The organism is Paenibacillus sp. JGP012 (assembly GCF_014203995.1).
Lineage (GTDB): Bacteria > Bacillota > Bacilli > Paenibacillales > Paenibacillaceae > Paenibacillus > Paenibacillus silvae.
Genome location: NZ_JACHKG010000045.1, coordinates 24,198 through 37,605, shown reverse-complemented (window position 1 = coordinate 37,605; position 13,408 = coordinate 24,198). Strand labels below are relative to the sequence as shown.

The window sequence follows — 13,408 nt, the reverse complement described above, 5'->3', positions numbered from 1 at the left end:
CGTAATGGTGGGTGGTACTTCCATTGTACAAGGAAACATATGACGGTCTCTATTTTTTTTACAAATTATTACTCCGAATTTTGGCAAGTACAGTTTCTAAGTTCAAATTAGCAATATCTGCACACGTAATAAGTGGGAGTTGTAGACTCGAAAATAACGTTTACATGCAGGTGTGGTGTAGGTATTGCTTTCCTCCTGCAAGCATGATATAATCAATTTTGCTGCGGAAAGGTACCCAAGAGGCCCAAGGGGGCTGACTCGAAATCAGCTAGGCGTGTCACAGCGTGCGTGGGTTCGAATCCCACCCTTTCCGCCACTTCACGTTTTTGTTTATCGAAACCGTAATGTAGTACATAAGCTCCACGAAATGGAGTTTTGAATAGAAAAATGCAGAGGGCTTTCCATTCGGAAAGTCCTTTTTTGAATCATTTTTATGGAAGAAAAATAAAGAGCCCCGAAGGGCTCTCTATCCGGCGGTACATGTTTAGTCAGATCACAATCGGTCGTAACGACAGAAACGCTGGCTGTACTGCTTGCTACAATACGCGTGCTTCAGACGAGGTCTTACACACCCATATGCTTCTTATATTACGTGATGCAACTCCAACAGCGAAAAATCGGCTTCGTTGTCCAACGGAACCACACCTCTCTCGTGTACCGCCTGATTGTATTATGTGCATATTGAGTTTTTATATACGTGAACATTACAAAATATTTTAGTGCACCCTAGCCTTGGTCAGCTTTTTCCACTTGCGGTTATGGTTGCTGGTTTCCGGGAAAGCTTCGCCTTTCTTCAACGTAACTCGCTTGGGATTGTTAATTTCCGTATGAAAACTTTTCTCTCCAACTTCCGTGTACTCTCCATCGTTCGGTGCTTTATCTCCCGGTTCAAATTCGGTTCGTTCACCCATATCAAGCAGCCTCCTCCACAGAATGAGATCAGTGTTGCTTCTATAGTGTGTTCAAGTCATGGCTTGATCATGTTGGTGATTGTGTACCAATCTGTACAGGGAACGTTTGCTTGCATTTCGTCTGTGGATTTGTTATATTAATATAGTTCGAGTTTGTGCTCGTTCCTTGCTCTCAACCTGGATTGAGGGCCAGAGTCCATAAGGAGGTGAAAATTATGCGCAAATATGAAGTGATGTACATTATTCGTCCTGACGTTGAGCAAGAAGTTGTTCAAGCTACAGTCGATAAATTCCAAGGCATCATCTCCAACGGCGGTGGTGAGGTTACTGCTCACGACGTTATGGGTAAACGCCGTCTTGCGTATGAGATCAAGAAATTCCGTGATGGTGTTTATGTTCTGGTACACTTCACTGCTGAACCAGCAGTAGTTACTGAGCTTGAGCGTCTCATGAAAATTTCCGACGAAGTAATTCGTTATCTCATTACTAACGACGTTAAGTCTGCTTAAGACAGTAACTCGTGATTATCGCACCAATACGCTCAGAAGGAGGGGATTACATTGTTGAACCGTGTCATTCTGATCGGCCGGTTAACCCGGGACCCTGAGTTGCGTTATACTCCTGCAGGAGTAGCCGTGACACAATTTACTTTGGCCGTAGACAGACCGTTTACAAGTCAAGGGGGAGAGCGGGAAGCAGATTTTATTCCGGTCGTAACCTGGAGACAGCTTGCTGAGACCTGTGCAAACTATTTGCGTAAAGGTCGTCTGGCTGCAGTCGAAGGACGCATTCAAGTACGGAACTACGAAAATAACGAAGGTAAACGTGTATACGTAACCGAAGTCATTGCCGATAATGTTCGTTTCTTGGAGTCAGCTAACCGTGAAGGCGGTGGCGGCGGGGGACAACCTATGCGTGAAGAGCCTTCTTATGGAGGCGGCGGCGGACGTGCCAGCAACAATAATGCTGCGCGTAGCAACAATCAGGATCCTTTTTCCGATGACGGAAAACCGATTGATATATCGGATGATGATTTGCCATTTTAACGTGAGCCGATACTCGTTACGAGATATGGGTTACATGATAGGAAAGGACTGAAAAGCATGGGCTTCAAGCAAAGAGAAGGCGGAGACGATAAAAGACCGGCACGTCGTGGTGGTCGTAACAAACGTCGTAAAGTGTGCTTCTTCACAGCGAACAAAATCACTCACATCGACTATAAAGATACGGACTTGCTTCGTAAATTTATCAGCGAACGTGGAAAAATTTTGCCACGCCGTGTAACAGGTACTAGCGCTAAATATCAACGCATGCTGACGATTGCAATCAAACGCTCCCGTCAAATCGCATTGCTGCCATACACAACTGAGTAGTCTCTACTCAGTTTGCATACAAGAGCAGTCGGCTTATAGCCGGCTGCTTTTTTGTTGTGTGCATAAACATATACAGGAGAGAGAGCACCTATGAAAAATGGAGAAAATGAAAACGTATAATCATGTATTTTTTGCAAAAGAAGCTTTCAAAGGCGAGATGAACTATAATAGAGTTTAACTTGTATAGATGAGAACAAAGACCTTCGCTATATAGCCTGTGACTGGAAATTGAGTCAAAATAACATCGGGAGAGTATATGAATTCAATACAACGTAAGGAAAGAATACGAAGAAGAAAAAGCTTGAGAAACTGGATCATCGCAACGCTGTTTATATCTATTGTATTTGTATGGTTACAGCAAAAAGGAGACTTTGATGAGTTATGGCCGGATCAGACGATCCCCGAACCAATACCTATTACGGGACTACATCCGGTGGTGGCTGAGAACGAGGGTGTACTGGTTCGTATGGCTGCCAGGCGTGGCATAAATGTTGTAATTACCCACGGATACAGAAGTGTGGAAGAACAGGACGCGCTTTTTGCTCAGGGACGATCAGCATCAGGAAATATCGTTACCAATGCAAGAGGAGGGGAGTCTTATCATAACTATGGACTCGCCATTGACTTTGCCTTGAGAACTCCTGAAGGAAACATCGTGTGGGATATGGAGCGTGATGATAACGGCAATGGCAAGTCAGACTGGATGGAGGTCGTAGATTTGGCCAAGGATATGGGTTTTACCTGGGGCGGGGACTGGACAGACTTCCCGGACTATCCTCATCTGCAGATGGACTTTGGTTTAAGCATTCGTGATTTGAAGCGTGGCAAAAGGCCTCCAACTAAACAATAATAGATATATTATATATGCATTAATATGAATAATTATTATAAAAGTCCTGCTTATCGTAGGACTTTTTTCTTTCTTTTGTAAAATAAATGTTCAAAAGTGACAATTAACTCTTTACAGCAACAAATAAATAAAACTATACTAGAATAACTAGATTTTTACGTTTTTCTTACAAATGTTGTATAGATGCAATGATTCAGCGCTTTTCGATTCCTTAAATATATTCTTCTCGTAATCGACAAAATCCTTCTATATATGACATGAAATTTACATCGTTTTTCTTTTTGGTGTGAAAATATCATGGAAATTACAAAATCGCGTTATAGATATGTTATATATGGCTCATGAAAATCTTGTAATACTTATCCCCCTTTCAATGAAGAAATGTTCTCACATAAACGATTAATCCTTTTTAAACCCCGATTTAGATACCTTTTAGTTAAAACTAATACCCAGAACTGTAGTAAAGAAAACATTTATTCCAAAAAACACAAAATAATGATTGACGTTAACTAAAATTACACGTATGATTACAGTAATTATTTGTAATTATAATTCCGCTAGGAATTATCAACATTAATTGACCAATGGTTTAAATTGAAACTTATGATCTTGATTCTGTTTACGATAAGGTATTTTGTATACACTTTTGTTCATTTTATTGAAGAACTTGGAAATATACAGTAGATGCATTCATTTACTCACGAATACAGTCTGCGGAATTTACGGGGTTAGGGTGATTGATTTGAATAATGAGCTATTGGAAGTCAGAGATCTTACGACATCATTCAGAATTGAAGATAACTATTATGCAGCAGTTGACCACGTTAACCTGAAAGTTAAGAAAAATGAAGTGCTCGCTATTGTAGGGGAGTCCGGCTCGGGAAAAAGTGCTTTTGCATTCTCGCTGATGGGGCTGCATAACAAAGCTAAAATTGAAGGCCAAATTCTCTACAAAGGACAAGATATCGCTAATCTCCCTCCTAATCAGTTGAATAAACTGCGCGGGAAAGAAATGGCGATGATCTTTCAGGACCCTCTATCCGCATTAAATCCTCTCATGATCATAGGTGAACAGATTGAAGAGATCCTTACGCTTCATCAACCTAAGCTGTCTTTGAAAGAAAAGAAAGATAAGGTTATTCACTTATTGAACCAAGTAGGGATTCCTCGTCCCGAACAAATATACAAGCAGTATCCCCATGAATTATCTGGTGGCATGAGACAGCGTATTGTCATCGCGATTGCGATTGCGAACAAACCGGAGCTGTTGATCGCTGATGAACCGACGACAGCACTTGACGTTACGATTCAGCTGCAAATTCTTGAATTGATTCGTGAGCTCAAAAATGAGATTAATGCAGGCATTATACTTATCACCCATGATCTTGGTGTTGTAGCCGAGATGGCAGATCGGGTTGCTGTAATGTATGCAGGTGAGATCGTTGAGATTGCGGATATCGTAACGCTTATGACCAACGCGAAGCATCCGTATACACGCTCATTGCTGAACTCTATTCCTACAATTACCGAAGAAAAATCCAAGTTGCATGTCATTCAAGGTATTGTGCCTTCTCTCAAAAATCTTCCTCGACAAGGCTGCCGCTTCAAGGCGCGTATTCCTTGGATCAGCGAATCGGCTCACGAAGACAACCCGAAAATGCATGAAATTGCACCAGGTCACTTCGTAAGGTGTACCTGCTATCAGCATTTTCATTTCCCTGATCAAGCAGAGGAGGAATAACATAATGGCACTACTCGAAGTAGAAGGACTCAAAATACACTTTCCGATTCGCGGAGGATTACTTAAACGGGAGATTGGCAGTGTAAAGGCCGTTGATGATGTTAGCTTTACCATCGAAGAGGGCCAGACATATGGGCTTGTAGGAGAATCAGGCTCAGGCAAGACTACAACAGGCAGAGCTGTAATTGGTCTTAACCATGTAACGGCTGGCAAAATTTTATTTAACGGTAAGGATTTAACCAGAGAAAGACGCAAAGATCGTCAGCTTCAGCGGGATGTGCAGATGATATTCCAGGATCCGTACTCTTCGCTTAACCCGAAGAAAAGAGTTCTGGACATCATTGCCGAGCCTCTCCGTAACTATGAGCGTCTGACGGCAGCTGAAGAGAAGAGACAGGTCGCTAATTTGCTGGAAAAGGTCGGGCTTAGTCCCGAATCCATTCACAAATATCCGCATGAGTTCTCAGGAGGACAGCGTCAACGGATTGGAATTGCTCGTGCTATCGCACTCAAGCCCAAACTGATTATTGCTGACGAGCCTGTATCGGCTCTTGATGTATCTGTACAAGCCCAGGTGCTTAATTTCATGCAGGAGATACAGAAGGAACTCAATCTGACTTATCTGTTCATCAGTCACGATCTGGGCATTATACGCCATATGTGCAACCAGATTGGAATTATGTATAAAGGTCGATATGTGGAACAAGGGACAACAGATGATATTTTTGAAAATCCCCAGCATATTTACACCAAACGTCTTATCGCAGCCATTCCGGATATGGACCCGACCAAACGTGAGGAAATGAATGCATTCCGACAACAGATCAAATCCGAGTATGAAAACTCATACCGCAATTTCTTCGATGAGGAAGGGCTTGCTTATTCGCTCCAATCCATTTCCGATACTCACCGGGTAGCTCTACCTCAGAAAGGTTGAAGGCCATATGTGGAAAACTATAGTACGCCGAATATTTATTATGATTCCTCAAATAATTTTGCTTAGCATTCTTGTCTTCCTGATGGCCAAAGCCATGCCAGGGGACGCATTGACGGGATTACTCGACCCGAGCGTTGACCCGAAAGCGCTGGATGAACAGCGTGAACGACTGGGGCTGAATAACCCATGGTATGTGCAGTATTGGGACTGGATCAGTCATGCTGCCATAGGTGACTTCGGACAATCCTTCCGTTTCAAAATGCCAGTAACCGACCTCATTGGTCAACGGATTGCCAATACGTTCTGGCTTGCTTTGGCAACGCTCATTCTCACGTATCTTATTGCGATCCCGCTCGGAATTATCAGCGGACGTTACAACGATACATGGTCTGACCGTTTGATTACAGGTTATACGTACCTGGGCTTTGCAGCACCGCTGTTTATCTTCGCTCTGGTTATGGTCTGGATCTTCGGCTTCCGTTTTGGCTGGTTCCCGACTGGAGGAAGTGTGGCACCGGGTCTCACACCAGGCACTTTCGAATATGTCATAAGCAAAATACACCATTTGCTTCTGCCGGCGCTATCAATGGCATTAATCTCTACCGTATCCACGGTACAATATTTGCGCAGTGAGATCATTGATATCAAACACAAGGAATTCGTGCTTACGGCAAGAGCCAAGGGTGCTTCGGAATCCCGAATCTACAACAGACATATTTTGCGAAACTCCCTGCTGCCGATTGCTGCATTTTTCGGTTACGAGATCACGGGACTGATTGGCGGGACCATCTTTATCGAAAGTATATTCAGCTATCCGGGTATGGGGCAGTTGTTCCTGAATTCCATCTCATTACGGGATTTCAGTGTTGTTACAGCACTCGTATTGTTATATGGGGTTGCTACAATTCTAGGAGCGTTGCTGTCTGATATTATTCTGGGCTTGGTCGATCCGCGTATTCGCATTAAGTAAGAACTTGAAGATTTCGGGGTGAAAACAGATGAGCAGTGTCAATGATGTGGTAGTACCTTCGCAGAAAACCGATAAAAGCCCCTCGAGCTTAAAAATATTATGGCGAGAGTTGGTTAGGGATAAAGTAGCCTTGGTCTCACTTATATTCCTAGGATTAATCTTCGTTCTTGTATACGGAGCCTCCCTGATCCTGGATCAGGAGGAAATTGTAAAGGTTGATTTGTTTGCCCTATATGAGCCGCCTTCTGCACAATATTGGCTTGGAACAGACTATGGTGGTCGAGATGTATTTGGCCAGCTGGTCATCGGAACAAGAAACTCACTAACCATTGGTATTCTGGTTACATTGATGACTGGATTCATCGGCATTTTGGTTGGAGTGATATCTGGATACTTCGGCGGCATGATTGACAACATGTTTATGCGTGTGGTGGACTTCTTCATGATTCTGCCATTCCTGATGTTAGTTATTGCCTTTGTTACTGCGGTACCCAAATACAATATCGTTTCCTTCTCATTAATTATGACCGCGTTCCTATGGATGGGGATTGCCAGGCTGATTCGCTCCAAAGCACTTCAAGAGGGCGAGCTGGAGTATATTAAAGCCTCCAAAACATTGGGATCGTCTCACTTTAAAATTATTGTATCTCAGCTTCTTCCCAACCTGAGTTCAATCATTATCGTTACGATGACGTTGAACCTGGCATCTAATATTGGTCTTGAATCCGGGTTGTCTTTCCTAGGCTTTGGTTTCCCAGAAAGCACACCCAGTCTGGGAACACTCGTAAGTTATGCACGCAACCCGCAAACGTTGGAATACAGATGGTGGATATGGCTACCTGCATCACTACTGATTCTGGTATTGATGTTGAGTATAAATAATGTCGGACAGGCGTTGAAGCGTGCGACGGATGCAAGACAAAGAAGAGGTTAAAAAAAGGGAGGAAAGGTTCATGAAAAAAGGATTATTTTCACGAGCACTATTTTTCACGATGATGCTGGTCTTTGTATTGGCGCTTGCGGCGTGCTCCGAAAAAGAGGCAGCAACACCTGCACCGGGCACAAAAACAGAAGAGGGGAAAACGGAGGAAAAACCTGCAAATGAAGAAGGGGTATACTCCATTGAAGACTTCAACAATGTTAAAACAAATGAAGGCACTGCGATTGAAGGCGGATCAATTACTTTTGGCCTTGTATCCGATACAGCTTTTGAGGGTACACTCAATTACAACTTTTATTCCGGCGCACCCGATGCATCAGTATTAGGCTGGTTTGATGAAGGTTTGCTAACTTGGGACAAAGACTATGTCTACACTAATGATGGTGCAGCAACATATGAGACTTCTGAAGATGGTAAAACATTTACGCTTACGATCCGTGATAACGTAAACTGGCATGATGGCAAGCCTGTAACTGCAGAAGACCTGCAGTTTGCTTACGAAGTTATTGGCAGCAAAGGCTATGACGGCCCGCGTTATGATGGTAACTTTACAAGCGTCGTAGGTATGGATGAATTCCATGCCGGTAAAGCAAAAACAATCTCTGGTATTAAAGTGCTGAGTGACAAAAAAATCAGCATTACGTATAAAGAGGCATCCCCTTCTCTGCTGACAGGGGGCGTATGGACATATCCACTTGCCAAACATATCTTTGGTAACATGGATGTAGCCAAAATGTCTTCTTCCAAAGAAGTACGTGAAAAACCTATCGGTTTTGGTCCATTTAAAGTTGAAACGATTACTCCAGGTGAGTCTGTAACTTATGTGAAGAACGAAGACTACTGGCGTGGAGCTCCAAAACTGGACAAAGTGACGTTGAAAGTAATCAACCCGACAACGGTTGTTCAAGAGCTGAAATCTGGCGGTGTGGATATTGTAGATTCCTTCCCAACAGACCAGTATAAAGATAATGCCAATATGTCCAATGTTGAATTCCTGGGTGCGGTTGACCGTGCATATACGTATATCGGCTTCAAGCTGGGAACATGGGATGCTGAGAATGGTAAAGTTGTAACCAATCCAGACGCTAAAATGGCAGATAAAAACCTGCGTAAAGCGATGTGGTTGGCTGTAGACAATGATCAAGTAGGTAAACGTTTCTATAATGGTCTCCGTTGGAACGCAACAACACTGATTCCGCCTTCTCACCCTGAATTCCATGATTCCAATAATCCAGGTGTGAAATATGATCCGGAAGCTGCAAAGAAATTGCTTGACGAAGCTGGTTATAAAATGGACGGAGAATTCCGTACAAAACCGGATGGATCCCCACTTGAAATTAATTTTGCTTCGATGACGGGTAGTGACATTGCTGAGCCCCTTGCACGTTACTATGTTCAATCTTGGGCAGCCATCGGTCTGAAAGTGAACCTGGAAATGGTTGAATTCAACAGCTTCTACGATCGCGTTGGTAACAACGGTAAGGACGATCCTAATCTCGATGTATACCAAGCTGCATGGACAGTAGGTATTGACGTAGATCCAGCTGGATTGTACGGCCGTGATGCACTGTACAACTTCTCCCGTTTCTCTAGTGAAGAGAATGACAAGTTGCTGGCACGTGGTATCTCTGCTGAAGCTTTCGACGTAGAGAAGCGTAAAGAAATTTACAATGAATGGCAGCAGTACATGGTGGAAGAGGTGCCTGTCTTCCCAACATTGTATCGTGCAGAAGTTGTACCTGTTAACAAACGTGTAATGAACTATGCAATTGGTGATGGAACAGGTGTGTACTTGAGTGATCTTGCTGTAAATGCGGATAAGCCTGTTGTTGCTCAATAATCACTAATTTCCTTCAGCTGACTTAACTTAAAGTGCCTCCAGATTATGAAAAGGTTACTTTAAAGAGATAAACTAAACATGGATTCCGACACTCTGGCATGGGGTGTTTGGGGTCCATGTTTTTTTGTAACCAAAAAATAAAAAAAATTTAACTTTTTTTCAAAAAAGTGCAGACAAAATGCCTCTTTGCTTCGTCTATATAAGTAAGAGGTGATAATACGATGAAAAAATGGTGGAAACGGGCAGGCATGCTGTTCACTTTACTCATTATTATATATTTGGGCGTAAAACCGGACATGCTGGTGGGCAAGCCTGGCATCAAGGCAGAATCTGCTGTGCTGATGGACATGAATTCAGAACAGATTCTGATGAACTACAACGGCTCCGAGGAGATTGCACCAGCTGGTGTCAGCAAGCTCATGACCGAACTGCTTATTATGGAATCGGTGGCAAATGGAGATATTCGCTGGGATGATCCGGTGAATGTCAGCCGGTACGCCAGTTCGGTCGGTGGCAATCAGCTTGCGCTGAAACAGGGAGATCGCTTCACCGTTCAGGAGCTGTTTCAGGTCGTAGCCGTCTATTCCGCCAATGACGCAGCCGTTGCGCTTGCAGAGCATATTAGCGGCTCAGAGCATCAGTTTGTACAGCGCATGAATCAGAAGGCTGCAGAGATCGGATTATCAGGAGACACTCACTTTACCAACTCCACCGGTTTAAGTGAAGCCATGCTGGGTCCCAATCGTCCGCAGGATGTACAGGGGCAAACGTTAATGACTGCCATGGATGCTTGTAAGCTGGCGAGATATTTGCTTAATCATCATCCCGAGATTCTTAAAGTATCCAGTCAGATGCAGGTATCCATGCATCAGAGAGGCATCTATATGAGCAATACCAACTGGATGTTATCTTCAATCGGCGGAGTGTATGCCTATGATGGTAATGATGGTTTGAAGACCGGTTACGATAAGGATACCGGATATCATTTCGTAGGAACGGCTGAGCGGGATGGCAAGCGGCTAATATCGGTTGTGTTTGGAACAGATACACGGGAAGCTCGGTTTGTTGAGACGCGTAAGCTGCTAAATTACGGTTTTTCAAGTACAAAAGTCAACTAACGATAGCAGATGTTAAGTGAAGGAAATATTGTTATCAAATAGATAAACATGGTAAAATCAGGTGTAGCTCTTTCCATGACAATATTTTATTTCATTTTTAAGGGGGAAATTATTTGAACAGGTTCAGCAAAAAAGGTTATGCACTTACGCTGTCGATGGCGATGTCCATTGCTTTGATTCAGCCTGCGGTGCAGGCGGCAGAGACAATCAAGCCTACGGCGGCTGTCTCGGAATCTATCGTTTCCAAGGCAACCCAGACTCTTCAGCAACTCGGATACATAGATGGGACCACAGATGGAATGAAAGATATTGCATCTCCAATTACTCGTGCAGAAGCAGCAATCATACTGCAGCGAGTGCTTGAATTGGATGCGCCAGCGGTACTTACAGGATTTGCAGATGTACAATCGAATGATGTGGCTGCTCCAGCTATTTATGCACTGAAGCAAGGTGGTCTCATTCAAGGTAAGGTGAAGGGATATGCGCCGGACGCACCGCTTACACGTGCACAGATGGCATCTTTGTTCACCAGGGCTTTTGAGCTGAAGGACAACGGTATACAGGTCGTCTACAGCGATGCAGATCAGATTCCGGCTGTACATGCGACAGATGCCATTCGGATGAAGCAGCATTTTATTATCGAGGGTAGTGTATTTAACGCCAAACAGGCTGTTACGCATGGCGAATTTGCGAATGCTCTGTATCTTGCGCTTGGACTTGATGTGAAGAAAGAAGGGCTTACACCTCTGGAGGACTTCTTCAAACAGCCAGCTCAGGCAGGTTTCCAAATGTCACCTGATGGAAAAAATCTGGCTTATATGGAACCGTGGAACAATCGGATGAATATTGTCGTTAAAGGGAACGGACAGGATAAACCTGTACGGATTACCAGTGAAACGGACCGCAGTATTGCCGGGTTTGCATGGGCAACCAATGAGAAGCTTCTTTATTTCAAAGATGCGGCTGGAGATGAGAACTATCACCTGTATGTGACGGATATTACTGGAAAAGAAAGCAAGGATCTGACACCATATTCGAATACAAGAGCGTTGCTGATCGATTCTTTGCAAAATATTCCTGATGAGATTCTGGTGGGTATGAACAAGCGTGATCCGAGAATTTTCGATGTATACCGGATTAATATTAATACAGGGGAGGCAGTGCTTGCTGCCGAGAATCCGGGTGATATTACAGATTGGGTGACGGACAATGAAGGCAAAATTCGTGTAGCCATATCGATTGATGGCGACGTATCTTCCCTGATGTATCGCGAAGCCGAGAACCAGCCATTCCAACCTCTGCTCACAACAAAGCTAGGAGATACCTTTGCTCCGTTCATGTTCACAAGCGACAATAAAAACCTGTATGCGGTATCCAATATCGATCAGGACAAGATGGCTATCGTGGAATATAGCCCGGCAACAAAAAAGGTGACCAAAACTCTTTATGAAAATAAAGATGTGGATGTGAGCAATATTGTTCCTTCCAAGGAAAAAGGCAAGATTCTTGCCGCAGTATATGAGACGGACAAAATGAATTATGAGTTCTTTGATGATGGGTTCAAGTCATTAGTGCAGGATATCAAAGCCAAGGTTCCAGGCAAAGAGGTTAACATTTTAAACACCAGCAATGACGGACAGGTATTGTTCATCTCCTATAGTGACAAGGCGATGGGCACCTATTATTTTTATGATTCAAAGACAGGCAAGCTGGATAAACTCGCAGACACAGCTCCATGGATTAATGAATCGAAAATGGCAGATATGAAGCCTGTTACGTATAAATCACGTGACGGTCTGGATCTCCATGGGTATCTCACGCTTCCACCGGGAGCACAGGCTTCTGAGCTTCCGCTCGTCGTTATCCCGCATGGAGGGCCTTGGTCTCGGGATTCATGGGGGTATAGTCCGCAGGTACAGTTCCTTGCAAGTCGCGGGTATGCGGTGCTTCAGGTGAACTTCCGTGGCTCTACCGGATATGGCAAGAAGTTTTTGGAGGCAGGCAACAAACAATGGGGCAAAGCGATGCAGGATGACCTCACGGATGGTGTAAACTGGCTGGTCAAAGAAGGCACGGTTGATCCGAAGCGAGTAGCGATCTACGGTGGATCGTACGGAGGTTATGCAGCACTGGCAGGCTTGGCCTTCACCCCTGACGTCTATGCTGCCGGGATCAGTTATGTAGGTCCATCCAATATCTTTACATTGCTTGACTCGCTACCACCTTATTGGGAGTCGGGACGAAATATGTTTTATGAGCGCGTAGGTGATCCGGTGAAAGATAAAGAGCTGCTCACAGCGATCTCGCCGCTATTCCATGTGGACCAGATGAAGGCGCCGCTGTTTGTCGCTCAAGGTGCGAATGATCCGCGTGTCAAACAGGCTGAGTCCGATCAGATTGTGGAAGCGCTGCGTAAACGCGGGGTTGATGTGCCTTATATGTTAAAAACAGATGAAGGGCATGGCTTCGCTAATGTGGAGAACCAGCTTGATCTGTACCGTGCTATGGAGAAGTTTCTGAACCGTCATCTAATGCAGTAGCCGGATAAAGGAAAGTTTTTAAAGAAGTAAGTATGTATAGATGTATGTATGAACGAAGCTTACTTGGTAATATACAAGGTATAACAAAGGTGAGGCTGTGCTCTGATTCGATGTGAATCGGGGTGCAGCTTTTTTATAAATATATCTCGCAACGATATTCATCAATTGACATAAGGATAGGCTTTATT

General features: G+C 43.9%; 12 protein-coding genes and 1 tRNA gene. 12 read left to right on the top strand and 1 reads right to left on the bottom strand.

Annotation, left to right across the window (positions count from 1 at the left end; all coding sequences use genetic code 11):
- Nucleotides 1–225: 225 nt before the first annotated feature.
- Nucleotides 226–316: transfer RNA gene (locus HNR77_RS28245), tRNA-Ser, on the top strand.
- Between the two features lie 400 nt (nucleotides 317–716).
- On the opposite strand, the gene HNR77_RS28240 is transcribed toward HNR77_RS28245, so the two are convergent.
- Entirely contained in the window at nucleotides 717–911 is a 195-nt protein-coding gene (locus HNR77_RS28240) for a YjzC family protein (RefSeq protein ID WP_145405184.1), read from the bottom strand.
- A 215-nt stretch (nucleotides 912–1,126) separates the two neighbouring features.
- On the opposite strand from HNR77_RS28240, the gene rpsF reads away from it, so the two are divergent.
- From rpsF to HNR77_RS28185, 11 genes are all read left to right on the top strand, one after another.
- Complete coding sequence (rpsF, locus tag HNR77_RS28235; protein ID WP_024629534.1) at nucleotides 1,127–1,420, top strand: 30S ribosomal protein S6; 294 nt, start codon at nucleotides 1,127–1,129, stop codon at nucleotides 1,418–1,420.
- A 51-nt stretch (nucleotides 1,421–1,471) separates the two neighbouring features.
- Nucleotides 1,472–1,957: a single-stranded DNA-binding protein gene (ssb, locus tag HNR77_RS28230; RefSeq protein WP_090923588.1), complete on the top strand. Its 486-nt coding sequence runs from the start codon at nucleotides 1,472–1,474 to the stop codon at nucleotides 1,955–1,957.
- A 57-nt stretch (nucleotides 1,958–2,014) separates the two neighbouring features.
- Nucleotides 2,015–2,284, top strand: coding sequence for a 30S ribosomal protein S18 (rpsR, locus tag HNR77_RS28225; RefSeq protein ID WP_090923587.1), 270 nt, complete (start codon nucleotides 2,015–2,017; stop codon nucleotides 2,282–2,284).
- A 256-nt stretch (nucleotides 2,285–2,540) separates the two neighbouring features.
- Nucleotides 2,541–3,134 carry a M15 family metallopeptidase gene (locus tag HNR77_RS28220; protein WP_184191173.1) on the top strand — a complete coding sequence of 198 codons (594 nt, stop codon included), beginning with the start codon at nucleotides 2,541–2,543 and terminating at the stop codon, nucleotides 3,132–3,134.
- Between the two features lie 742 nt (nucleotides 3,135–3,876).
- The gene (locus tag HNR77_RS28215; protein WP_184191177.1) at nucleotides 3,877–4,875 is read left to right on the top strand and encodes an ABC transporter ATP-binding protein; all 999 of its coding nucleotides are present in this window, start codon (nucleotides 3,877–3,879) and stop codon (nucleotides 4,873–4,875) included.
- Nucleotides 4,876–4,879: 4 nt separating this feature from the next.
- Nucleotides 4,880–5,812 (top strand): ABC transporter ATP-binding protein, encoded by a 933-nt coding sequence (locus HNR77_RS28210; RefSeq protein WP_221444032.1) that lies wholly within the window; start codon nucleotides 4,880–4,882, stop codon nucleotides 5,810–5,812.
- Nucleotides 5,813–5,819: 7 nt separating this feature from the next.
- Nucleotides 5,820–6,782, top strand: coding sequence for an oligopeptide ABC transporter permease (gene opp4B / locus HNR77_RS28205; RefSeq protein ID WP_184191172.1), 963 nt, complete (start codon nucleotides 5,820–5,822; stop codon nucleotides 6,780–6,782).
- 28 nt (nucleotides 6,783–6,810) lie between these two features.
- A complete protein-coding gene (locus tag HNR77_RS28200) occupies nucleotides 6,811–7,716 on the top strand; it encodes an ABC transporter permease (protein WP_111269842.1) in 906 nt (301 codons plus the stop codon).
- A 19-nt stretch (nucleotides 7,717–7,735) separates the two neighbouring features.
- Nucleotides 7,736–9,562 (top strand): oligopeptide ABC transporter substrate-binding protein, encoded by a 1,827-nt coding sequence (locus tag HNR77_RS28195; protein ID WP_184191170.1) that lies wholly within the window; start codon nucleotides 7,736–7,738, stop codon nucleotides 9,560–9,562.
- Between the two features lie 221 nt (nucleotides 9,563–9,783).
- Nucleotides 9,784–10,680, top strand: coding sequence for a D-alanyl-D-alanine carboxypeptidase family protein (locus tag HNR77_RS28190; protein ID WP_184191168.1), 897 nt, complete (start codon nucleotides 9,784–9,786; stop codon nucleotides 10,678–10,680).
- 113 nt (nucleotides 10,681–10,793) lie between these two features.
- Complete coding sequence (locus HNR77_RS28185; protein ID WP_184191166.1) at nucleotides 10,794–13,220, top strand: S9 family peptidase; 2,427 nt, start codon at nucleotides 10,794–10,796, stop codon at nucleotides 13,218–13,220.
- The last annotated feature ends 188 nt before the right edge of the window (nucleotides 13,221–13,408 follow it).